Source organism: Niabella sp. CPT15-335-S11 (genome assembly GCF_058792415.1).
The window spans coordinates 120,838-143,881 of sequence record NZ_JBYTEI010000005.1; the positions used below are offsets into that span (position 1 = coordinate 120,838).

At 44.1% G+C, this 23,044-nt stretch carries 25 protein-coding genes and 1 tRNA gene; 15 read left to right on the top strand and 11 right to left on the bottom strand.

Going from position 1 to position 23,044, the window contains the following annotated elements; all coding sequences use genetic code 11:
* Window positions 1-80 precede the first annotated feature (80 nt).
* Window positions 81-2,495, top strand: a complete 2,415-nt coding sequence (locus AC3WS5_RS13950) for a sodium-translocating pyrophosphatase (protein ID WP_492468013.1) — start codon at window positions 81-83, stop codon at window positions 2,493-2,495.
* A gap of 135 nt (window positions 2,496-2,630) precedes the next feature.
* Here AC3WS5_RS13950 and AC3WS5_RS13955 read toward each other — a convergent pair whose 3' ends face one another.
* From AC3WS5_RS13955 to AC3WS5_RS13970, 4 genes are all read right to left on the bottom strand, one after another.
* Window positions 2,631-4,169: an MFS transporter gene (locus tag AC3WS5_RS13955; protein WP_492468014.1), complete on the bottom strand. Its 1,539-nt coding sequence runs from the start codon at window positions 4,167-4,169 to the stop codon at window positions 2,631-2,633.
* A 70-nt stretch (window positions 4,170-4,239) separates the two neighbouring features.
* Window positions 4,240-4,857 (bottom strand): helix-turn-helix domain-containing protein, encoded by a 618-nt coding sequence (locus AC3WS5_RS13960; RefSeq protein ID WP_492468015.1) that lies wholly within the window; start codon window positions 4,855-4,857, stop codon window positions 4,240-4,242.
* A 150-nt stretch (window positions 4,858-5,007) separates the two neighbouring features.
* The gene (locus AC3WS5_RS13965; protein ID WP_492468016.1) at window positions 5,008-5,976 is read right to left on the bottom strand and encodes an electron transfer flavoprotein subunit alpha/FixB family protein; all 969 of its coding nucleotides are present in this window, start codon (window positions 5,974-5,976) and stop codon (window positions 5,008-5,010) included.
* A 68-nt stretch (window positions 5,977-6,044) separates the two neighbouring features.
* Window positions 6,045-6,788, bottom strand: a complete 744-nt coding sequence (locus AC3WS5_RS13970; protein WP_492468017.1) for an electron transfer flavoprotein subunit beta/FixA family protein — start codon at window positions 6,786-6,788, stop codon at window positions 6,045-6,047.
* 71 nt (window positions 6,789-6,859) lie between these two features.
* Between AC3WS5_RS13970 and AC3WS5_RS13975 the strand changes: the two genes are divergently transcribed.
* Together AC3WS5_RS13975 and tilS are read left to right on the top strand one after the other, a co-directional pair.
* On the top strand, window positions 6,860-7,174 hold the full coding sequence (locus tag AC3WS5_RS13975; protein WP_492468018.1) for a tetratricopeptide repeat protein: 315 nt from the start codon (window positions 6,860-6,862) through the stop codon (window positions 7,172-7,174).
* A 58-nt stretch (window positions 7,175-7,232) separates the two neighbouring features.
* Window positions 7,233-8,564, top strand: a complete 1,332-nt coding sequence (gene tilS / locus AC3WS5_RS13980) for a tRNA lysidine(34) synthetase TilS (RefSeq protein WP_492468019.1) — start codon at window positions 7,233-7,235, stop codon at window positions 8,562-8,564.
* Between the two features lie 60 nt (window positions 8,565-8,624).
* Here tilS and AC3WS5_RS13985 read toward each other — a convergent pair whose 3' ends face one another.
* The 3 genes from AC3WS5_RS13985 to AC3WS5_RS13995 form a co-directional block, all read right to left on the bottom strand.
* The gene (locus tag AC3WS5_RS13985; RefSeq protein WP_492468020.1) at window positions 8,625-8,909 is read right to left on the bottom strand and encodes a hypothetical protein; all 285 of its coding nucleotides are present in this window, start codon (window positions 8,907-8,909) and stop codon (window positions 8,625-8,627) included.
* A 79-nt stretch (window positions 8,910-8,988) separates the two neighbouring features.
* Complete coding sequence (locus AC3WS5_RS13990) at window positions 8,989-9,633, bottom strand: rhomboid family intramembrane serine protease (protein WP_492468021.1); 645 nt, start codon at window positions 9,631-9,633, stop codon at window positions 8,989-8,991.
* 234 nt (window positions 9,634-9,867) lie between these two features.
* On the bottom strand, window positions 9,868-10,341 hold the full coding sequence (locus AC3WS5_RS13995) for a 23S rRNA (pseudouridine(1915)-N(3))-methyltransferase RlmH (RefSeq protein WP_492468022.1): 474 nt from the start codon (window positions 10,339-10,341) through the stop codon (window positions 9,868-9,870).
* Between the two features lie 97 nt (window positions 10,342-10,438).
* Between AC3WS5_RS13995 and AC3WS5_RS14000 the strand changes: the two genes are divergently transcribed.
* From AC3WS5_RS14000 to AC3WS5_RS14020, 5 genes are all read left to right on the top strand, one after another.
* Window positions 10,439-10,512, top strand: a tRNA-Arg gene (locus AC3WS5_RS14000).
* A 407-nt stretch (window positions 10,513-10,919) separates the two neighbouring features.
* On the top strand, window positions 10,920-11,348 hold the full coding sequence (locus tag AC3WS5_RS14005; protein WP_492468023.1) for a hypothetical protein: 429 nt from the start codon (window positions 10,920-10,922) through the stop codon (window positions 11,346-11,348).
* Window positions 11,338-11,811: a helix-turn-helix domain-containing protein gene (locus AC3WS5_RS14010; RefSeq protein ID WP_492468024.1), complete on the top strand. Its 474-nt coding sequence runs from the start codon at window positions 11,338-11,340 to the stop codon at window positions 11,809-11,811. The genes AC3WS5_RS14005 and AC3WS5_RS14010 overlap by 11 nt, the downstream gene beginning before the upstream one ends.
* Window positions 11,798-12,232, top strand: coding sequence for a hypothetical protein (locus AC3WS5_RS14015; protein ID WP_492468025.1), 435 nt, complete (start codon window positions 11,798-11,800; stop codon window positions 12,230-12,232). The genes AC3WS5_RS14010 and AC3WS5_RS14015 overlap by 14 nt, the downstream gene beginning before the upstream one ends.
* A gap of 376 nt (window positions 12,233-12,608) precedes the next feature.
* On the top strand, window positions 12,609-13,010 hold the full coding sequence (locus AC3WS5_RS14020) for a hypothetical protein (RefSeq protein ID WP_492468026.1): 402 nt from the start codon (window positions 12,609-12,611) through the stop codon (window positions 13,008-13,010).
* Between the two features lie 227 nt (window positions 13,011-13,237).
* On the opposite strand, the gene AC3WS5_RS14025 is transcribed toward AC3WS5_RS14020, so the two are convergent.
* Complete coding sequence (locus tag AC3WS5_RS14025; protein ID WP_492468027.1) at window positions 13,238-14,143, bottom strand: AraC family transcriptional regulator; 906 nt, start codon at window positions 14,141-14,143, stop codon at window positions 13,238-13,240.
* 200 nt (window positions 14,144-14,343) lie between these two features.
* Between AC3WS5_RS14025 and AC3WS5_RS14030 the strand changes: the two genes are divergently transcribed.
* From AC3WS5_RS14030 to AC3WS5_RS14050, 5 genes are all read left to right on the top strand, one after another.
* On the top strand, window positions 14,344-15,852 hold the full coding sequence (locus AC3WS5_RS14030; protein ID WP_492468028.1) for an arabinose isomerase: 1,509 nt from the start codon (window positions 14,344-14,346) through the stop codon (window positions 15,850-15,852).
* A gap of 468 nt (window positions 15,853-16,320) precedes the next feature.
* A complete protein-coding gene (locus AC3WS5_RS14035; protein ID WP_492468029.1) occupies window positions 16,321-16,650 on the top strand; it encodes an ArsR/SmtB family transcription factor in 330 nt (109 codons plus the stop codon).
* A gap of 38 nt (window positions 16,651-16,688) precedes the next feature.
* Window positions 16,689-17,525 carry an arsenite methyltransferase gene (locus tag AC3WS5_RS14040; RefSeq protein ID WP_492468030.1) on the top strand — a complete coding sequence of 279 codons (837 nt, stop codon included), beginning with the start codon at window positions 16,689-16,691 and terminating at the stop codon, window positions 17,523-17,525.
* Between the two features lie 114 nt (window positions 17,526-17,639).
* Window positions 17,640-18,053 (top strand): arsenate reductase ArsC, encoded by a 414-nt coding sequence (locus AC3WS5_RS14045; RefSeq protein ID WP_492468031.1) that lies wholly within the window; start codon window positions 17,640-17,642, stop codon window positions 18,051-18,053.
* Window positions 18,053-18,235 (top strand): hypothetical protein, encoded by a 183-nt coding sequence (locus tag AC3WS5_RS14050; protein ID WP_492468032.1) that lies wholly within the window; start codon window positions 18,053-18,055, stop codon window positions 18,233-18,235. Before AC3WS5_RS14045 ends, AC3WS5_RS14050 begins: the two co-directional genes overlap by 1 nt.
* A gap of 13 nt (window positions 18,236-18,248) precedes the next feature.
* On the opposite strand, the gene AC3WS5_RS14055 is transcribed toward AC3WS5_RS14050, so the two are convergent.
* Window positions 18,249-18,803 carry a DUF4256 domain-containing protein gene (locus tag AC3WS5_RS14055; RefSeq protein WP_492468033.1) on the bottom strand — a complete coding sequence of 185 codons (555 nt, stop codon included), beginning with the start codon at window positions 18,801-18,803 and terminating at the stop codon, window positions 18,249-18,251.
* A gap of 269 nt (window positions 18,804-19,072) precedes the next feature.
* On the opposite strand from AC3WS5_RS14055, the gene AC3WS5_RS14060 reads away from it, so the two are divergent.
* Both AC3WS5_RS14060 and AC3WS5_RS14065 read left to right on the top strand, forming a co-directional pair.
* Window positions 19,073-19,699: a hypothetical protein gene (locus AC3WS5_RS14060; protein WP_492468034.1), complete on the top strand. Its 627-nt coding sequence runs from the start codon at window positions 19,073-19,075 to the stop codon at window positions 19,697-19,699.
* Window positions 19,700-20,082: 383 nt separating this feature from the next.
* Entirely contained in the window at window positions 20,083-20,796 is a 714-nt protein-coding gene (locus AC3WS5_RS14065; RefSeq protein ID WP_492468035.1) for a hypothetical protein, read from the top strand.
* Window positions 20,797-21,169: 373 nt separating this feature from the next.
* Here the strand turns inward: AC3WS5_RS14065 and AC3WS5_RS14070 are convergent, their stop codons facing one another.
* The gene (locus tag AC3WS5_RS14070) at window positions 21,170-22,372 is read right to left on the bottom strand and encodes a hypothetical protein (RefSeq protein WP_492468036.1); all 1,203 of its coding nucleotides are present in this window, start codon (window positions 22,370-22,372) and stop codon (window positions 21,170-21,172) included.
* A 241-nt stretch (window positions 22,373-22,613) separates the two neighbouring features.
* A complete protein-coding gene (locus AC3WS5_RS14075) occupies window positions 22,614-22,994 on the bottom strand; it encodes a hypothetical protein (protein ID WP_492468037.1) in 381 nt (126 codons plus the stop codon).
* Window positions 22,995-23,044 lie beyond the last annotated feature (50 nt).

Here is a 23,044-nt window from a genome sequence, read left to right on the forward strand (position 1 = left end):
AAATGTCTGATCACATATAACGCTGTGAACTCATATTTATATCTTCACTCTATTCATCTTTATTTAAACTTAAACGATTTATGAAACGATTATCATCGCTATTTCTCACCCTGCTATTTGCAGTGCCGGCAATGGCCAGTGAGGCGGACTTGAAAGTCCCGGAAGGAATTAAATCCCATACCTTCCTTTATTGGGGTTTTGCTGTGACGTTGCTGGGAATGTTATTTGGCTTTTTTCAGTACTCGCGTATAAGAAAGCTACCTGCACATAAATCCATGCTCGATATCGCGGACGTGATTTATAAAACCTGTAAGGCTTATCTGAAGCAACAAGGAAAATTTCTGGCGATCCTGTTCATCTTTATTGGTGCAGCAGTGGCCGGATATTTTGGATTTCTCGCCAAGGACCACCAGGGTAATCAGTTGTTTAGCGCTGGAGGTGTACTCCTGATTCTCAGCTGGACTGTAATCGGTATCCTGGGTTCCTATTCGGTGGCAGCTTTTGGAATCAGGATGAATACATTGGCTAATTCCCGGATGGCATTTGCCTCCCTCAGGAGGAAGCCCCTGAATCTGTTGAATATTCCTTTACAGGCTGGTATGAGCATCGGTGTCCTGCTGATCTGCGTGGAGCTGATCCTGATGCTGGTCATTCTTTTACTAATGCCGGGTGAGCTGGCCGGCGCCTGCTTTATTGGATTTGCCATCGGTGAATCCCTTGGTGCAGCTGCACTTCGTATTGCCGGTGGTATTTTCACTAAGATCGCGGACATCGGCTCCGACCTGATGAAAGTGGTATTTAAGATCGACGAAGATGATCCCCGGAACCCTGGAGTGATCGCAGATTGCACAGGCGACAACGCGGGAGATAGTGTCGGACCGACTGCTGACGGTTTTGAGACTTATGGTGTTACCGGTGTTGCGCTGGTCTCCTTTATTTTACTGGCTATTACTACCGGACCTGAAACTCAGACCACGCTGTTAGCCTGGATATTTGTCATGAGGATCATGATGGTGATCACTTCTGTAGTAGCGTATTGGGTTAATAAGTGGATTAGTAAAATGCTTTACTCGAATAAAGAAGAAATCGATTTTGAAGCGCCGCTGACTAACCTCGTTTGGATTACGTCTATACTTTCCATCATCGTAACCTTTATTGTCAGCAAATTGGTCATCCCCGAAATAAATGGTAATACCAATATGTGGTGGATTCTCTCAATTATCATTAGTTGCGGAACCCTGGGTGCCGCCCTGATTCCTGAGTTTACGAAGATCTTCACTTCTCCAAAATCTGCTCATGTAAAAGAAATTGTAAATGCCGGTAAGGAAGGTGGTGCTTCATTGGTGATCCTGTCAGGATTCGTTGCAGGAAATTTCAGCGCCTTTTGGAAAGGTATGATATTTTTCGTGCTGATGTTTGCTGCCTATTTTGCCAGTACTTTCGGACTTCATGAAATTATGATCTACCCCTCCGTATTTGCTTTCGGCCTGGTTGCTTTTGGAATGCTGGGAATGGGGCCTGTGACTATTGCCGTTGACAGTTATGGTCCGGTTACAGATAATGCGCAGTCTATTTACGAGCTGTCGCTGATCGAAACTATTCCGGGAATTGATGAGGAGGTTGAAAGGGATTTCGGATTTAAACCTGATTGGGAAAAATCAAAATACTACCTGGAGGCTAATGATGGTGCGGGTAACACGTTCAAAGCGACAGCTAAACCGGTATTAATCGGAACTGCCGTGGTAGGTGCCACAACGATGATCTTCTCCCTGATACTACTGATCCAGAAGACCCTCAACGTGGATCCTGCATCCATCCTGAATGTACTGAACCCCTACACCATCCTTGGATTCATATTGGGCGGCGCGGTTATCTATTGGTTCACGGGCGCCTCCACTCAGGCGGTTACCACGGGTGCTTACCGTGCGGTTCAATATATCAAGCGGAATATCAACCTGGATCCAAACGCACCTAAAAAAGCTGATCCGGCTAAATCAGTGGAAGTGGTAAAGATTTGTACGCAATATGCGCAAAAGGGTATGTTCAATATATTTATTGCCGTCTTCTTTTTTGCCCTTGCTTTTGCGTGTATTTCATCACCCGCTGCCATCGGCGGTAATGACGCGGTAGCGTTGTTTATAAGCTATCTGATAGGTATCGCGGTGTTTGGTTTGTTCCAGGCTGTGTTTATGGCGAATGCCGGTGGAAGCTGGGATAACGCCAAGAAAGTAGTGGAAGTTGATTTGCGGGCAAAAGGTACGGAACTGCATGATGCCACTATTGTCGGAGATACTGTTGGTGATCCGTTTAAGGATACTTCCTCCGTGGCTATGAACCCTATTATTAAATTTACAACCCTGTTTGGCTTGCTGGCTATGGAAATTTCTATCTCAGAAAACTTCCGGAACGTAGCACCTTACGTGGGATTAGTATTCTTCGCAATAGCGTTGATCTTTGTCTGGAGATCATTCTATAAGATGCGTATAGAAAAATAATTATCATAACCATTGTTCAAACCTGAAAGGCGGTTCGTTTACGGACCGTCTTTTTTGTATTTATTCACCAGTCAGTGAATATTACGATATCGCTGTTTAGCTCTTTGGGTCCTTTACCTGTCTTTCATCTGAGGTTCAAGAGCCGGCGGCATTTCCTTGTTGTTCCAATTCCAGCCAGCGGTTGGTACCACCGCAAAGCCAGACTGCTTGTCGGCCTGAATGCTTCAACAGACTTGCGCCATTTAGCGAGCGTCCACCACCTTTGCCACAGACCGTAATATATTTAGCTCTTTTATCCAAGTAGGGGATCATGGCCTGAAGATTCGCAAGGGTGATATTCATCGCATCGGGGATATGTCCTTTTTCAAATTCTTCCGGATCTCTGACATCAATGATCCTCAGTTTCTTGCCTCCGGCCAGATGTTTTTTTAATTGTTCCGGTTCCATACAAGCTGTTTCTTCCCTGAGTTGCGCGGGCATTCTGAGCTGTATGATCAGCGATGAGATCAGGGTCAGTATACCAATCAGCATAATTGCAAATCCAAGTCCGAACAGATCTGCGGCCACACCGGAAACCAAGGCTCCGAAAGCGTAACCCAGGTCTCGCCATAGCCTGAACGTGCCGATGGCTTCTGCACGCTGACCGGGATGGGTGGCAAGGGATATAGTGGTTAGAAAAGTTGGGTATACCAGCGCGGTTCCCAGTCCCAGTATGACCGAAAGTGAAACCAGCAGGAAATAATCATGGCTGAAGGGAATCAGCAGGATCGCGACGCCCTGAATGAACATACCCCAGGTAAGCATTGCTTTTTTTGAATAGATATCGGCCATCCGTCCCGTGAAAAGCTGTCCGATTCCCCATACCGCCGGATAAACAGCAGCAATAACACCAATATTGGCATGATTGAAACTTAGCGAGGCTAACAGAATTGGAAGGAGGCCCCAGATCATCCCGTCGTTGAGGTTATTGACGAGTCCGGCCTGAGTCACAGCACTGAGGGTCTTGTTTCTGAACGTGGTTTCGATAAAAATATTCTTCATAAGACCGGTGGTGTCTGACTGGCTTTCTTTGTGCACAAAAGCCCGTGTATCTTTGATCCAGATCCAGGTCGTCAGCGTGCCCGCCAGCGCGATGACAATCCCGATGTAAAAAGGGTAGGGGGTGATTCCATAGCGATCTGCAACGTAACCGGAAAGAAAGGCAACCAGACCAACAGCAAAATAACCTGCAAATTCATTCAGTCCCATCGCCAGCCCGCGGTTCTTTTCGCCTACCAGATCAATTTTCATGACGATGGTACTGCTCCAGGTCAGGCCCTGACTGATGCCAAGCAGAATGTTTGCGAATATGACCCAGCTCCAGCTTTCGGCATAGATCAGGAGAAAAGGAACGGGGATTGCAAAGAACCAACCAAAAAGCAAAAGGTTTCTGCGACCGAATTTGTTGGCCAGCTTACCTGCGAAAAAATTTGTGAGGGCCTTGGTAATGCCGAACGCAGTGATAAATGAAAGGATTGCTGTTTTGGATGCAACGCCGAATTCGAGTTCGGCGAAACGTGGAAAAATACTTCTTTCCATGCCCACCATACCTCCTACAAACGCGTTAACGATAACGAGGAGCGTGAACTGCTTCCAGTTTTCTTTCAGCCCTAATTGAATATGTGCACCTGTCAACTTTTCCTGATTTTAGTGCAAAGATGATGGCCGGAATGAAACTACTTTGTAACCTAAGTTACCAAATTAATTAGTTGTAAGAAGTCTGCGGCATCTGTTGGACCAGATGATTGGCGGGCAAATGACGCCTGCGCTTATGGCTGGATCCAGGGGCTGTGAGATAGTAAACAGACGTTGATTCGCTAATATTCGGCGCATCCAGTTCCTCGCTGGCGGAATCATCGGCGTAGATATGCGAACTGCTTGTCTCCGGAATTTTGCCGGATTGCCGGTCTGATGCCCACCATTCCAGTACCTGGCGCATCAGCGTCACTTTTTCTCTTTCACTGGCGAGTAGCTGTTCAAAAAGTTCTGTGATCTTGTCCCAGGGATCGGCGATGGAAAGGGGGCGATTCGGAGGCGAATCAGTGAGGTTGTTGACACCCTCTACACTGCTTATGATCAGCCTGCGTGCAGAGTCCTCATCGAAGTTCTGCAATACTTTAGCAGGTACTTGCAGAACAGCCGCGACTTTTTCCAGGATGCGTTGGTCTATCGTTTCTTTTTGCTCTAACAGCGAGATTTTTTTCTGGCTCCATTCCTCACCCAGCTCAAATGCAAGTGCCTCCTGCTTCATGCCCAGCATTTCCCGGAAACGACGGATATTCCTTCCTTCATGCGTATTGTTTTTCATAAGGTCGCTTATCATTAAGATTATCTTTAAAGATACACTTTTTCCCGGGGTTTTTTATAGATCGCTCATTTTTCTTTTCCACATTCGGTTGAAAAGAAATGGCAGTCTAGCGCCAGTCTGGATTTTCGCGGGTTTAGAAGTGGGCCCGGGTGGTTATCCGAATAATTACCCCACAGATATCTTTTTTAAAGCCGCGGTAAATTTGGGCACTACTTCAAAAAGGTCGCCGACCACACCGTAGTCTGCAGCCTTAAAAAAAGGTGCTTCGGGGTCTTTGTTGATCACCAGGATAACCTTACTTCTGTTCACACCCGCCAGGTGTTGGATAGCCCCTGAAATTCCGCAGGCTATATACAAATTCGGTGCAATGGTTCCCCCGGTTTGCCCAACGTGTTCTTCATGTGGCCGCCAGTTTGCGTCGGATACTGGCCGGCTGCAGGCCAGGGCCGCGTGTAATGTCTTTGCCAGTTCTTCCAGAATACCCCAGTTCTCCGGGCCCTTCATGCCGCGGCCGCCGCTTACTACGATTGATGCTTCTGTGAGGGGAACTTCCCCACTGGTCTTGTGGATGCCGGTTACTTTGATTCGTGGAGATTCCGACTCTGTTTCAAACGGAATTAGTTCTGCTTGTCCGTCCTGGTGAACGGGTGGAAATGAGTTGGGTTGAATAGTCAGTATTTTGATGGGGCTCTTGATTTTAATTGCAGCAAATGCTTTTCCGGAAAATACACTTTTCTGCACCGTAAAATCATTCCCCTGAATTTCGGGGAGGCCTGAAACTCCGGTGACAAGCCCGGCGGTTAATTTAACAGAAAGTCCCGGTGCCAGTGCTTTCCCAGTGCTATTGTTTGGAAATACGATCACAGTGGCACCTGTCTGTTGCGTTACGCGCGCGAGCGCACTATTGTAAACCCCCGCATCAAAATGACTCAACGATTCATGCGTTACCTGCAGAATCTTCCGGGCGCCCGAAGAGCCTAATTGCTGCAGATCTTCAGACACCGGAGCCAGGACTACACCGATTGCTTCATCGCCCAGTAGTCCTGCAACGGCGGCTCCGTAACTTAAACTTTCGAGGGTGGCTTTTTTGACCTTGCCATCGCTGTCAACGTCGACATATATAAGAACAGGCATATTAAGATAATTTAGTAAGTAAAACCGCTGTGTCAGGAAACCTGATTGTCTGCCGGGCAGGGTTTGAATCAGATCACTTTCGCTTCTTCTTTTAACAGTCTAACGAGTTCGTCCATATTATCCGGATCGACCAGCTTTAGGCCGGTCTTGACCGGTGGCAAACTGAATTGAACGATTTCGGTAAGAGCGTCAACTTGTACCGGTTCAACGACCTTCAGGGGCTTGGTCCTTGCCGCCATGATGCCTCGGATATTTGGAATTCGCTGCTCGGCCATTCCCTTGGTGCAACTGATCACCACGGGGAGTGTTACTTCGCAGGTTTCTGTTCCTCCTTCTATTTCGCTGGTCACAATAGCGATATTTCCTGATAGCTCGAGTTTTGTCGCGTAAGAAATAAAGGGCATTTCGAGCATCTCTGCCAGCATTCCACCGATTGAACTGCCATTATAATCAATGGTCTCTTTGCCCAGGAGGATCAGGTCGAAGCTGCCTTCCCGTGCGATCGTAGCGATTTGGGTGGCAACGGTGAAGCTATCGCCATCTTCTGTATTGACCCGGGTGGCTTCATCTCCACCGAGGGCAAAGGCTTTGCGGAGGATGGCATCATTATCGGGGCCGCCTACGTTTATCAGGTGGATCTGAACAGTGGGGTCGGCTTCCTTGCATTCGATGGCGCGAACTAACGCATAATACTCGTCATTTGGATTGATGATCCATTGCACACCATTGGTGTCAAATTTCGTATTGTTACCGGTGAAGGCTATTTTTGCCGTGGTATCGGGCGTTTTGCTGATGCACACTAATATCTTCATACGGGCATTTTTTTAAAGTGAAATAGTTGTTTATGCAACTATCTAACAAAGTTAAAGGAATAATTTTTTAAATGGAAAGAATTGAAAAACTAAAATCCTTTCTCCATGAGCATCCCGGCGATAGTTTTCTGAAGCATGCATTGGCGCTCGAATACGTGAAACTGGGTGATGACATAAATGCCAGGCGGATTTTTGAGGAACTGCTGATCAGTGATGCCGGTTATGTGGGGAGTTATTACCATTTAGGAAAACTGTTTGAGCGACTGGGAGATGAAACGGCAGCAGTCGGTGTTTATGACCAGGGTTTGGTGGTCGCTAAAGACGCGGGTGACCAGCATGCCTACCGGGAGCTGAAAGCTGCTAGGGAGGCGTTGTCGCTTACCTGAGGGCAACGAGTCAGTGGCCCGTTAATTTACTGTGTCTTTGATTTAGATTCATACGAGGATGACTTTATCAGATCGATTTATCGAGCATTACCATGCAAATAATCTTTTTACCGAAAAAGACAAATTGCTTTTAGCTGTCAGCGGTGGAGTTGATTCTGTATCGCTTTGCCGGTTATGCCAGCTGTCGGGATTGAACTTTGCACTGATGCATTGTAATTTCCAACTGAGGGGGGAGGACAGTCTGCGCGACGAAATGTTTGTGATTTCGCTTGCTGCAGAGATGGGTGTTCCTGTTTTTACGACCCGCTTCGAGACCAAGGCTTACGCTGCTGAAAAGGGGGTATCAACCCAGGAGGCCGCGCGTGATCTGCGTTACGCATGGTTTGAGGAGATCCGTATCGAACATCAGTATGATCATATACTCACGGGGCATCATGCCGATGATAACCTGGAGACGGTTGTGATGAATTTTTTCAGGGGAACAGGTATCAGGGGACTTACCGGAATAGGTGAAAAAAATGGCAGGATCAGGCGTCCGTTGTTGTTCGCACGCAGAAAGGAGCTGGAATATTTTATCACTGTGGAGAGACTTTTATTCGTTCAGGATGTGACCAACTACAGCGATGATTATACCCGGAACTATTTTCGTAACACGATTATCCCTGCCGTTGAAAAAGTGTACCCTGAGGTACGGGAGAACCTGCTTGGCAATATTACCAGGTTTAGCGAGACTGAAATCTTATACCGTGAAGCCATCGATCGATACCGAAAAAAATTGTTGACTCAAAAAGGGGAGGAGCTTTTTATTCCCGTGGCCCTGCTGAAGTTGCAGGAGGCGCACAGGTCCATCCTTTATGAAATAGTCAGAGATTATCACTTTAGTCCGGGTCAGTTGAAAGATGTTCTGCAACTGCTCAATAGCGATTCAGGAAAATATGTCTTGTCACCCACGCACCGGATCCTGAAAAACCGGAAGCACCTGGTGATTGCTCCGCTGGAACGTGCCGGGAATGTGCCGGTGATTATAGAGGGGCCGGGAAGTTATGTATTTGATCAGGGAACTTTGATGCTTGGTTCGCCCGAACCGGTCACTGGGATAATTCCACATGATTCGTTAATGGCATGTCTGGACGCTAAGCAATTGGTTTTTCCGCTGATTTTGAGACGCTGGAAAACAGGTGATTATTTTTACCCTTTGGGCATGCCCAAAAAGAAAAAAATCTCACGCTTTCTCATTGATCAGAAACTTTCGCTGACCGATAAAGAAAAAGTTTGGGTGATTGAGATGAATCAGAAAATTATTTGGGTAATAGGATTCCGGATCGATGACCGGTTCAAGATCAGGCCTTCCACCAGGGAGGAGGTTCAGCTAAGGTTCATTAAAGGTTAGGCGAAGTTCCAGTATTCACCAGTTCCTGGCTAGTGACGATGCACGACAGCCGATCGGGTATTAGCTGTTATCGTCTTCTTCAAGATCGTCATGGTTATCACCTCCCAGGCTGTAATAGTTGTTCTCTTCATCTTCGCTGCCAACACTTTCTTCTTCATCGTCCAATTCAGCCCCCGGTACGTCCAGGTCGGAACCGTACATTTCAGATTCTTCATTCGGAACTTCTTTTTCTTCCAGGGGTAATACCTCATCCGTCTGGTAAACGTCTTCGCTGGCCGGGTATTGAATCTTAGAAAGATCGAATTCTTCCGGTTTCTTTTTTTGTGGATCGTCAGATTCGTTCATAGTAAATAAACTTGAAAATACAAGTTAGGTTGAATTTTCAGACTTTCCTATTTTCTAGTGTTAAAGTTTGTGATAGATTTCATCCGCCTGTGATCTGGTGTATGAAGTTCTGCCAGACATTGATATGACCTTTCAGGCTGACGAAAACAACAGTGTAGACGATCCCAAAGATAGCTCCCCAGAGGTGAGCGCCATGGTTGATCCGGCCGCCGCCCCTTTTATCCAGCCAGGCTGAAATCAGGATATATAGAATACCAAAGATCCAGCCGGGGATGCCATAAGGTATAAACATGATGCTGATGGGCAGGGTGGGGTAGAGCACGATTGCAGCAAAGATGATGGCCGAGACCGCGCCTGAAGCGCCAAGGCTTCTGAACGTATAATCGTCCTTATGCTTGTAATAGTCGGGGATGCTGGCGATAATCAGTCCGCCCAGGTACAGCATTAGGAGGTACCATTTGCCGTCCTTGCCGAAGATAAGATCGGAGGCGAAAAAATACTTTTCCAGGACATCCGAAAATGAGTAGAAGGCCAGCATATTGAAGGCGAGGTGCATGATGTCCGCGTGGATCAGTCCGTGTGTCACAAAACGGTAATACTGCTTTTGTTTTGAGATAGCCGGTCCGAAAAATATCAGGTCGTCAATAACTTTCGGGCTGCTAAAACCCCAAATTGATACAGCAGTAGTTATTATCGTAATGGCCAGTGTGACAGTAATTTCCATCCGGCAAATTTAGACGGGAATTCTTAATGGTCAAAACCTGTTTGTGCGACGGATCTGGCAACGTTAATAATGGGTCAATTTTAGCGTTAGCGATGTAGGTGATTAGATCGTGTCAGAGATCTTGATGGATAGATAATAGTTAATGTGTCAGTTGGTAATTGGAACGGATCAAGGCTACGCCTCTTGTTTTACAAACGGTTTCGGCCGACTGATGAGCGGTGTCCATTTCATAACTCAGGCGTGGTGGTATTTTTCGTGGCGGAGGATGGTGCATGCCCGGTAGATCTGTTCGGCGAGAATCAGCCGGACCAGTTGATGGGGGAACACGAGATGCGAGAGGCTCCATGTTATATTGGCTCTGTTTAGTACAGCCTCATCCAATCCGTAGGCACCGCCAATCAGGAAGATCAGTCGCTTAGTCCCGGCATTGGCCCTGATTTGGAGTAATTGAGCGACGCCTTCGGAAGTCATTTGCCTGCCGTTTTCATCCAGTGCTACGAGGAAATCGTCTTTCAGGATCCGGCCAAGAATCATTTCACCCTCTCTTTTTTTAAGTTCAGCGGGTTTCAGACTGGCTGCATCCTTCAGCGGCGGAATGATTTCCCATTCGGTTTTGAAATAACGGTTGATGCGGGTTGAAAAATCATTCACGCCTTCCTGCACGTAGGATTCATGGGATTTACCGACCGACCAAAAGAGGATTTTCATGCTTCCAGAGTTGTTGCAAAGCTAAGGTTCGGGCAATTATTTTTAGCTGAATTTCGGGTTTTATAGGGAAAAATGCTACCTTCGCACTCCGCCGGAAGGCCCCATAGCTTAATTGAATAGAGCATCTGACTACGGATCAGAAGGTTTCAGGTTTGAATCCTGATGGGGTCACAATATAATTTGATAATTAATTGGTCGTGCAAATTTGAAGTTAAATTGAATGAAATTGGAGAAATGCTATTAAATTTACACCGCCTTAGGGCGGTTTTTTTGTCAATTATTGTTTGTTGTTGTTGAAAAAGAAGTAAGTATAAGAAAGAAGTAAGTATAAAGATTGTTGCTGAATCAGCCGGGAAAAAGATTTTTAAAGCATCGCGTTTAAAACTGTGTTTTGTATAACGAGGTGAAAATCAATAACACATGCAAACGAAAGCTGCGGCTCATAAAAACTTAACGTAAATATCAATAAATTTGAAATAATTTCACTAAATTTGTCGTCGCTTAACATAAAAGTAAAGTACAGACTGGTAAAATTGCAGGCCCTTTCGGGTAAGGAGGCAAGTGTTTATACCGTGCTTTTGGATAACGAGCAAATCACGTTGTTTGACAGATTTCTCTTAGAAAACAAAGACGAATACCAGGAGGAATTGAAGAGTATACTTGAAAGGTTAATATCAATTGCCAATAAGGTAGGAGCAAGGGAGCAGTTCTTTAAACAAAAAGAAGGAAGTCCAGGTGATTTGGTTTGTGCATTATTTGACGAGCCTGAAAAATTATTAAGGCTGTATTGTGTTCGATTTGGCAAAAGTTGCATCCTGCTTGGCGGTGGTGGCCCCAAGAGGGTCCGGGCATTGCAGGAAGACAAAAAGTTAACGTTAGAAAATAAGTGGATACGTCAAGTGTCCCTGGATATTTACAACAGAATGCTGAACAGGGAGATAAAATGGTCTGAAGATGGGTTTCAGCTTATCGGTAACTTAAATTTCAATCAGGAAGATGAAGAATAAAAAAAACGTGAAGGCCCAAAATTATGACAGTCAATTGCTGGATGAATTGCTCAAAGGCGTCACACCTGAGCAGCAGAAAGAAACCGACAGGAAAATGATGCTTGCCGCCAGAATATTTGATGCGATGGTGGCAAAGGGCTGGAAGCAAAAGGATCTTGCGGCGGCGCTAAATAAAACCGAGGCAGAGATCTCACGCCTTTTAAGTGGAACGCAGAATCCGGGTGCAACCACGCTGTGGGCCGTCGGTGATGCATTAGGAATTGATTTGTTACCTGTGAAGGAGGTGCCTAAAATAGCCGAAGTGAAATATGAGACGATTGTTGTGACAGTTCCGGCAGACAAGCCCTTGAGTCTGAAGACTTATGTGGAGGAGCTAAAAAAGGGAAAGAAGCTCGTCAGGACCTACAATGCGACATTAAAGTCCGGCTCAATGAATTTCAATTTAACAGATGCGAAAGCCTGAACAAATAATAAACTTTAGGATTAAGGCAATTGACGTGGTCCAATATTCTTTGAACCCTTGTCCAGCCGTGGATGTCGGCGAAGATGGATATTCATTTAATATTGAGATTCAGCAAAAAATCGATCTTCCCAATAAATTAGTATTTGTAATTGTCGCTATCAAGATATCGTTAACCGAGAAGTTCCCCGGTCTGGCGACCCTTTCCACTCTTTGCGTATTTGATGTTGAAAATCTCAGCGATATAGTGCAGAAGGAGCAAAACCAGTATTTATTACCCGCGCCTGCAGCGACCACGTTGAACAGTATAGCCCTATCGACAACCAGGGGAATCATGTACTCAAACTTAAAAGGTACTTATCTGCAGAACGCAATCTTGCCAATTGTTGATCCTACGACGTTTGTGCGTAAACAAGATATTTAAATAAGCCGGCATCGACACATAGGCCCGGTCAAATCGAAAAAATTAACTCAAAAATTCACTGGGTTAGCAATTTCAGGATTGTGTGCCGATGAAAAAGGGAGAGGCAGACTGGAATTAGCTGGAAAAAATCAATAAGTGTTGATAAATTCTTTGTTTTACTGTAAATTCGCCCCTGATACCTTTCTAAACAAAAACCTAACAAAAAATGAGAAAAATTCTAACAATTGCCCTGACCTTCATTGCTATGCCCTTTTGTTTTTCACAGGATATAATTACCACGAAAAATGGTGATGAAATCAAATCGAAAATTCTGGAAGTCGGAACCACTGAAATCAAGTACAGGAAATTTTAGAACCCGGACGGGCCGTCCTATTCTATGCCAAAGACAGATGCCTTATTTATCAAATATGAAAATGGAACAAAGGACGTCTTTTCGGACGAAAAAGTATCAGTATCGGCGGGCGACTTGTTTACGCAGGGGAGACTGGATGCAGGGAAGCATTACCGGAAATTTAAGCCAGCCGCAACCGGTACGCTAATCACCGGGTTGGTGAGTCCTATCGTTGGGCTAGTACCGGCCATCATTACATCATCCACTACGCCGTCTGATGCAAATTTAAATGCCCCTGATCCCGAACTACTCAAGAATTCCGATTACTATGATGGTTATTCCAACCGGGCAAAAAAAATAAAGCAGGGGAAGGTCTGGAAAAACCTTGGAATTGCTTTTGGCGTTAACCTAGCGGCGACCCTCATTTTACTTTCCGGCGGACAGTAAAATAGCAAGGAATAATTCTTTCTTAACGGCCGGCCCCAACGGTTGGCCTTTCCGCATTGGCCAAAGTCTGCGATCAGTTCTGATTTGATTTGAAATTGGTTGAGCTTAGCCTTGAACCAAAATATGGCAATATATATGAAAGTGTTTCTTACGCTGTTATTTTTATCTTCAGGTTTTGCCGTGACAAGTCAAGGATATGCGTGCAGTGATAGTTCGACTTCATTCACTTAATTATCGAACGCAGTTGCATTGCCGCGCCTGAATTCAAACGGAGTCATGCCCGTGTTTTTTTTGAACCTTGAAATAAAGTACTCGTAGGAGCTGAAATTTAACTCGTAGGAAATTTCTTTGATCGACAAATTACTTTCCAGTAGCAGCTCTTTCGCCTTGCGTATTTTAATTTCCTGAAAATAATGAGCGGGTGATTGACTGGTATACTGTTTGAATACTTTTCTAAACCACGAGTAACTAGCCCCCAGGCGTTGCGCAACTTTTTCCAAATCTATATCATTACTGTAGTTCTCGTACATAATGGCTTTTGCCTGTTCAATGATTTCAGCTGATCGATCAAATTTTGATTTATCCCTTTGCGATAAGAAAATGAGCTCGGCCATAATATTTAGCCCAATAGCTGCAAGTCTCTGCTGCGAAAATATATTATCCTCTTTGGCGATTTCAATAGCCTTTTTAAATAGGTCAACCAGTGTCTGACTGAAACCAATTTGTAAAATCTGGTTCTTTTCGGAAATGAATTTGTTCGAGACTATATTTTCAACAATCGGTCCCTCGAAGCCAATATAAAACTCTTTCCACCCCGTTTTTGCTGAGGGTTTATATGTGTGCCATTGACGTGGGTATAAAATGATTGCATTGCCTTTTTCAATCTTGATCTTAGAAGCTGAATCGGGCATGAAATAACCTTCGCCATCGACAAAATAGATAATTTGATATTCCTTCAGTGTCCTGCCCCGGTTGGGAGCAAAGTTATATTCGGTCGGGTGTCCTTTCACAGGATACTTCTCAAAAGGTAAAACGCTTTCATACCCTACCGTGTTAACCACCAGCCCAAAGTCTTTGTCTTTACTGGTGACAATGAGATATTTGAATACGGTATCGGAATTACCTTTCTTCATCTTACTAAAGTACATGTTTTCAGCAGATTCGTTATTAAATCATTATCAGATAAATATAAACGATATACTATGTAAAATATAATCCCCATCTCCATTTACAATACATTGTCAAATGTATAAGTATTAATGTCAATTGTTACAGCTTCCGGGTTTATAAGGTTCGGATCTTTCAGGGGAATATTAAATTAAAGTATACAAAAATGACAAAAATTAATGACTTGGAAGAGTCGCAAGGGACAGGATTCCCGCAATCAGATTGCGTTATAACAAACACGAAAACCTCTGCGAATGAACTGAAAATAGGTTTATTTGGTATTGGTCTAGATGCGTACTGGGAGCAATTTGATGGGTTGGAAACGAGGCTGGAAGGGTATTTAAAGATTGTCGAAGAGAGAATAGCTTCAATACATGATAATGTTCTGAACGTTGGTCTGGTCGATAATACGGATAAGGCTTTTGCTGCTGGCGATATCTTTCGCAAAGAGGGTGTTGACATTATTTTTCTATATGTAACCACTTACGCGCTTTCTGCAACTGTTTTGCCGGTTGTCCAAAGAGCTAAAGTCCCGGTAATTATTTTAAATCTTTCTCCAGGAGCTAATATTGATTATGAGGTTTTCAATAGGTTGGGTGACCGTACTAAAATGACAGGCGAATGGCTTGCGTATTGTTCAGCTTGCCCTGTTCCGGAGATTGCCAATGTATTTAATCGTACGGGGATTAAATTTCACCAGGTGACCGGTATGCTGGAGAACGATGAGCCATGCTGGAATGAAATTACAGACTGGATTCAGGCTGCTAAAGTATCACACATGATGGCTTACAACCGAATGGGGTGCATGGGGCATTATTACAGCGGCATGCTGGATATCTATACGGATCTGACCAAACAGTATGCTTATTTTGGAGGGCATATGGAAATGCTTGAAGTGGATGAGCTGTCGGCTTTGCGGCGTGAAGTGACCGAAAAGGCCATTGAGAAAAGAGTGAGCCTGTTCAGGAACGTTTTTGAAGTGCAGAAAGATTGCCCGGAATTTGAATTGGAGCGTGCTGCAAAAACCTCTGTTGCATTGGAGAAATTAGTCGATAAGTACAAGTTGGGTTCGATCGCTTATTATTACAAGGGTACAGGTTGTGAAGAGAATGAGGACACCATCAGTTCCATTATTCTTGGAAATTCTTTGCTGACTGCTAACGGCGTCCCTGTTGCAGGTGAATACGAAATTAAGAACGTGCAAGCCATGAAAATATTGGATGGTTTTGGAGCCGGGGGATCATTCACCGAATATTACGCCATGGATTATAAGGACGACGTGGTTTTGATGGGGCATGACGGGCCGGGGCATATTGCCATTGCAGAGGGGAAGACGAAAGTAAAGCCATTGGTTGTTTATCATGGAAAAGTAGGCAATGGATTATCGGTGGAAATGTCTGTAAAGCACGGCCCTGTTACCTTACTTTCCGTGGTCGAAACAAGGCAAGGTAAACTGATGCTTTTAACCGCTGAGGGGGAATCCGTCCCAGGACCGATTTTACAAATCGGCAACACCAACAGCCGGTACAGGTTCCCGATTGGCGCAAGAAATTTCATGAACAGCTGGAATATGCACGGTCCGGCACACCACTGTGCTGTGGGCATCGGACATATAGCAACCAAAATTGAAAAACTTGGCGCCTTGATAAACATGGAAGTTGTAAAAGTTTGCTAACTAAGAGATGCATTTATTTTTAAAGGGGCTCAAAGGTATATGCGCATCAGCGTAGTGGCTCCGACTACGCAATGGGGCTAATTTGTATATTCAGTGTCTCTCCGAATCAGCGTAGTTTCCAAAATCGCCATCCGACTTCTGCAGTATATCATAAATCCTGGTGTAATTCGTTGTCTCCGTTAAGGATTGGAGCTCCAAGGAATATACCTGTTCATTCTGCAGTACCCATTAACTGATTGAATTGGATTGAGCAGGCAAATTCTTTTGAGAAAGTCGTCTGGTGATACCTAGGAAAAATTAGAACTAATTACGTCTGGGTTGTTGGTTATCAGTACAAAATAGGAATATCTTTCAGTGGATCTTGCGCGTACGCATTGCCGATAAATTCGGTTCGATAGAAAAAATATTTGACGAATTACTAAAGTTTTCTCAATTCATCGTAATATTGCAATGAATAAATAGATTGAGATGGGAATCACAAAAACCGACATATTTACCGATCAGCAGAACCGGCTGGCTGTTCTGTTCAAGGCACTGGGGCACCCGGCCCGGATTGCCATTCTGCAGCATATCATTAACGCCAAAGCCTGTATCTGCAATGACCTGGTCAGCGAAATCGGTTTGGCTCAGGCGACTATCTCGCAACATTTGAAAGAGCTGAAAAATGTCGGCATTATAAAGGGAAATATTGACGGGACCAGCGTTTGCTATTGCATTGACGAAAATGTGTGGAAAGATCTCAGTGAAGCGTTCAATCAATTTTTTCAATCCTACTCCGGCGTGACGACCTGTTGCTGATTTTCATTAAATAAAATAAAACAAATCATCTATTATATATGCAAACGAATGAAGAAATAAAAGAGATGGTCAGGGAGAAATACAGCGAGATTGCCCTGCAATCAAAAGAAACTAACAGCTCATCCTGCTGCGGCTCCGGATGTTGCAGTACCGATGCTTACACGATCATGTCGGAAGAATATGATGACATTGCGGGGTATAACAAAGATGCAGACCTGGGTCTGGGTTGCGGTTTGCCTACGCAATTTGCTCACATTAAAAAAGGTGATGTAGTCGTTGACCTCGGAAGTGGTGCAGGTAACGACTGCTTTGTCGCGCGCCACGAAACTGGCGAGACAGGCAAAGTCATCGGTATCGACTTTACCGAAGCAATGATCGATAAGGCTAGGGAGAATGCAGAAAAACTTGGCTATAACAACGTGGAGTTCCGTTACGGCGATATTGAGAGAATACCGATCACAGCGAACGTCGCGGATGTGGTAGTCAGCAATTGTGTGATGAACCTGGTGCCAGATAAACCAAAAGCATTTGCTGAGGTTTACCGGATTCTGAAACCGGGCGGGCACTTTAGCATTTCCGATATTGTCCTGACAGGCGAATTACCTGAAAAGATCAAAAGTGCCGCGGAAATGTATGCCGGTTGCGTAGCCAGCGCCATTTCCAAAACGACTTACTTGAAAATTATCACGGACGCCGGTTTTACAAATCTCAGTTTACAAAAAGAAAAACCCATCATTGTGCCGGATGACATTTTGAGAAACTACCTGGATGAGGAAGAAATAAAAGCATATAAGGCAAATCCGACCGCCATTTTCAGCATCACGGTCTATGCCGAGAAGCCGACTAGCTGCTGCGGGACGGATTGTTGCAATTGATGGAAGCAGACATTAGACAATAGATATTAGACGCTAGATTCACATTTACATATAATGTATATATAATGTACACTATTTGTGAAAGATTAGCAATAAGGAAATAGACAGTTTTGAATGAAGAATATACTGGTCCTTTGTACAGGAAATAGTTGCCGCAGCCAGATCGCTCACGCTTACCTGGAAAAATTCGCAGGTGACAAAGCTAAGGTGTATAGCGCAGGCGTGGAGGTCCATGGTGTGAATCCGAAAACAGTGCAGACCCTGAAAGAAGATGGTTTGGATATTGCTCACTACACCTCCAACCACGTTGATGAGTATCGTGAAATCCCTTTTGATTACGTCATTACTGTTTGCGATAATGCCAAAGAGAGATGCCCCTATTTCCCCAGCGGTACAATTCAGTTGCATCACAATTTTCAGGACCCCTCAAAATCCCAGGGTACTGAAGATGAAGTGATGCATGAGTTTGCGCGCGTGCGCGATCAGATAAAACAATATGCTGAAGAATTCGTTCAAAACTATCTCTGATGTCAGCAAATAATTGCTTACCGGTTGTCGCGCGGAGACGACTGTCATTCCTGGACCGCTACCTCACACTATGGATATTTCTGGCTATGGGTGTGGGTGTGGCGTTCTCGCCGTGCAGGAAATGGTTCAACATTCCGGTAACTGAAACTAGAAAATTTGGGTCCGTAATTGAGAGCGTGTGATATTTCTATGTACTTATACAATCAACGCCCCACGAAAACCCCTGGCGGCGTAGTAGGAATCGGCACCGTTGTGATACAGGAAGACCGTGTCGTAACGGCGGTCACAGAAAACGGCACCTCCATGTTTTCGGATAGACGCCGGTGTGAGCACCCAGCTAGAGGTCTTCAGGTCAAAGTGGCCGAGGGTCTGTAAATAACGGTACTGTTCTTCACTAAGCATCTCAATGCCTATTGCGGCGGCCATATCCATGGCGCTGTCTTTGGGTTTATCTTCTTTCCTGGCGTTCAGCGCCTCCCGGTCGTAACAAAGGCTCCTGCGGCCTTTAGGGCTCTCCGGGGAACAATCAAAGAAAATAATGGCTCCCGTACTTTCATCCTTTCCAACAACATCCGGTTCACCCCCCGAGTCTTCCATTTCACTGAGTGCCCGCAATTTTTTGGGATGCCGCTCCAGCCGGTCCTGCACCTGATCCCACGTCAGATTTTTATGGCGGCCCATATTTTTTTCGAAGCGCGCTTTTAATACGCTTATCAGTCCAGGAGATAATTCTTTCTTCTTGTTCTGCATAGCTGAAATATTGTTTGAGGGTACAATATAAATATAAAAATTGTAAAGAACGGATTACTGCGATTGGCGGGTGAGTCCCTTCCTTCCCGTGCTATTTATAGAATTATATAAGGCCGGGACCTCGCGCTGAAGTGTGTATATTTATAGAGATACATAATTTATTCCAAATTTCAGCATAAAATATGCCATTTGAGAATTGATTACCGGGCTAACGTCACGCATCTTTGGAGTCGTAAATAATTTTGATCAATTTTCTAAATTGTTAAACTATGAAAAAAGAAAAGAGGACGGAAGACATTTTTGAAACCAGGATCTGGGCAGGCACCGCGGTAACCGACCCTTACCAGGTACTCGCAGAAATATTCTCTGCATCGGGTTTTTACTCGTTGAAACAGACTGTTCGAAGAGTCATAGAAAGTGCCATGTCGAAGGGTATATACGACGACAGATCCCCGGCAGATGTGGTACTGTGTATGCGCTGGGTGGTTTCGCTTATAAAGGCCTCCCACATATTGAAAGATGTCAAACGAAGTAAGATTGAGGTGGAAGAAAAAGATCTTTTGAATCCAGCCTTCTTTGCCTGCAATCGCATGTTTCAGGACGCGTGGATGGACTTCCCCAGATACCTTTCCAAAAAAGAATTTTGTAATCCATATCCTGTATTCAGACGGTTCTTTGCATTCGTGCCATTAGAAATTTGGCTGGACTATTGGACAGGGGCAATCGACCGAGCGCTCTGCCCGGAACGTTCGACATATCCATTAAGCGAACTCAAGATATGTACGCAATTGCTTAAGCTGATCGAGGCCGCCCACTTGATCGATGTCCGTGAGGTAGCTCATGTCAGCGGTAGTCTCAAAACCCATTACAGAGGCCGCGATGATGAGGAATTCTAAACGGATTTAATAGTGGAAAATAAACTTATGTATTCGCTACCGAAATATTTAGAGAGAAAGAGGAGAATCCTTGTGAAGAAAGTGTAGGCAATATCGATCAATTAGATTAACTTGGGCTGAATTAGTTGCTGATGGTTCAGTGTATTCATACACTTAACTGAGCCTGGTAGTCTTGCCAGGCTCTAATTTCGAGCCGAGAACGCAAACAGCCTCGGAAGGAATAGTAAAGCCAGCTTTTTTCAGATCGATCCGATGTGTTTTGATTTAGCCAAACGTTTACTTTGACTAAAATATCCCATCAAAGCGAATAAATTATTCTTTCCTGATGACGATTATTAAATCCGCCTTAGATAATTTTACTAGTTAATAATTAAAATTTTAATATGTCTATAAAGAAAAAAAACAAAAAGGGCAAGGAGTATGTCGGTTTTGTGAAAACTCAGGATCAGGCTGAATCTGTTTTTCGGACTTTGTTCACTGACTACGACTGTGAAACCATTACTGATGGCATCATACATTGGTTGAGTAAGTTGGAGAACTTAGAAAGTCTGCACATGTTTATGGACCTTCCCAGATTACTCAAAAAATATAGCTTCTTAGATATTTTGAATAGCAATATTGATTTGCCTGGCGTGTCAGATAAAAAGACAATCAGGAATGTGGGAATTGCAGCATGTCTGGAGACCTTTATTTGCTGTTGCTGGCAGCTTTTTGGCGAAAAAATACACCAGAATCCGTCCTGCGACTGGCCAAGCAATCAAAAGATCGCAGCGGATCCAGACACAAAAATGATTCTGTTCGTATCGAAAATGATCAGCCTTTCCGATATTCAAAGGGAACTAAGGGATTCGCTGATGTCGATTGTAGGGACGCAATACCATGCGGCGTTTATTGTGAAGGCTGCCATGATGGAAAACGAACAGGGTGATAAAAAAGAGAGAATGGAAAAATTTGAAAATGATCCTGAATTAAAAAAGCATATGAAGCTCATGATATGGGTCCAATTAATGCGTTTCTTTTTGGAGTCCGTTTATTTCTATTTCGGCCGGCTGGAGCAACTTTCGAAAAATGCTATTCCCGAAAATCCGCCTAAATGAAGATGACCGATATGGTCGGACATTAATCGGGTGTTGGGAGAAACACTCTGAAAGTTTCGAAAATCCGAAAATTCAGGACCTGAGTGATGCCGCTGGTTAATTGAATGATAGTTTTATATATGACTTCCAATATATTGGTAACCAATGAGCTTGTTTTATTTTAATCGCTGATCTCTAATGATTGCAATTTAGAACTAGAACCTGGGTTTTCCCAGGTTTTTTGTGCTCGTATCATAATTAATTCGACAGCATTATTGAGGCTGAAATCTTTGAGGATTACGTTTATTTTGACCTGGGTTTGAGCCGGGAAAAGGGGAGGGGGCACGGGGTTGTTCTAATATATGCATGAAGGTCACAGAGGATAAGTATCGACCTACTGTTGGTCTAGTTTATTCTTTAGCTTAAACATCTGTGCTCGCTTTTCCGGATCCCATAGCATATGTGTTATAGCATGCAGGGCTTCGAGTACTTTTTTTACATCTGAAAATTTGAAATATTGGTCGTAGATATCGTCCTCTTTATCCAGCGCAGCTTCCAGCCATTCTCGCAGCATCTCACGATAATAGCCCATGCTTGAGGGAAGTAACTTGTGCAGCACTTCAAATGGATTTTCGCATTCTTTTTTGGTCAGGTACTGCCGGTCAAAAGGCTCAAATGGCGGTTTCCGTTTTTCTACCAGAGACCATTTTTCGGTCTGTATCCAATCCTCGGAAATGTAGGGGGTACTCTTGAGGATAATGGCTAACTCAATTAAGCACTGAATGTTGTCATGTAAACGTATTAAGGTTATTGCGTCTTCTTTTTCCCAGGCTTTACCATCAGTTGTGGCAGCGTGCCGCCATGCATCTATTTGAGAATTGGTGTGCCACCTTGGCACATGCTCTAAAATGAGCTCAATATAGTATACCGGTGACAGCAGGCATTCGGCTGTACAAAACGACGGCATGTAATCCGAGGCAAAAAGAAAACTGATTGGCGAGTGGGGTTCGCCGAAATGTTCCGTCTTACAAAGCAGTTGGCATACTTCGATCAACTTTGAAAGATACGTATAGCATTGGAGTGGCCTATCCAGCAAGTGTTCGTCAACAAAATCGTCCTTGCAAAGGGTGACGTCTTTCCACGTTTTAAGTTCCCGGTTCCAGTTCGTCACCGACTTCCATTCGAAGAAGGAATAGATCACGCCATATAAATCAACGCACTCTTTCGCGCTCAGGGACTTCAGATGGACATGGCGGGGGAGGGCTATGTTGTCATATACATCATCGTGGTCCTTTGCTGACCAGGCCGGATTTGGAATAGATTTTACACCAATCTCGTGTTGACGCACTCCGGAGACCCGATCAATATGTATGAGTTCATGGGCCGTAGCTATCAGATTTATCAGTTGCTGAAAGAGTATATGTATTCTTTGTCTTTCCTCTTTCGATTTAGGTTTTGGCTTTTCATCCTTCGAGATGAGTAACCACTGCCAGAGTTCTGTTTTCAGGTGCTCAGGTTCAATGTTGTTAAATACCTGGGACATGTCATCGAGGGTAGATTCCAATTGTTCCTGGCCGGACGATTTTAAGTTTGTCATGTCGATTTTTTGGACAAACTAACAACTAGGGGAGGCGGTATCCTACTAAAAAACGGGGTAAATTACCAGTCAGCCTTGGTATTTTAGAAACGCACTTAACGGTCAATCATAAAAACGCTGGGGGGAGATGCAGTTCATTTCCCCGATTTCGTGCCTGGACTAAAGTTTGATGATTTGAATAGGGGGGACTTAAAGCTGATATCAACTTTTACACATTATACCTTTTTGTCTTTGTTGACTTTTAGTATTCAACTTGCTTGAGATCGAATTTATCACTAAATGTATAATCGAGTTGATTAACGATTTTATACAATGCAGGCACTAGCTGTTGAACATAATCAAATGTGAATTTCAAATACATATTCTCTACAAAATCTTCGCCCGGAAATTGTCGAATAAACTCTTTCGAAATTTTACTTCTGTTGTGAACAGCCAGGTTTCTTTGCTTGACAAGGAGATTTATATCAGCTGATTTTTCTTCGAATATCTCAACCCCAATTCTCTCCCTGAAGAATTTTTGAATGCCATCAATACCTTGATAAAATAAGGATTCGATCTTTTTATCTGCTATAGCATTAATTAAACTTTGATAGTCTATAACACTCCCCAATTTTAGGACCATCAGGGTTGATTGCTAAGTTAAGATTTCTTTCTTTTTCATTAGGCAGCTTT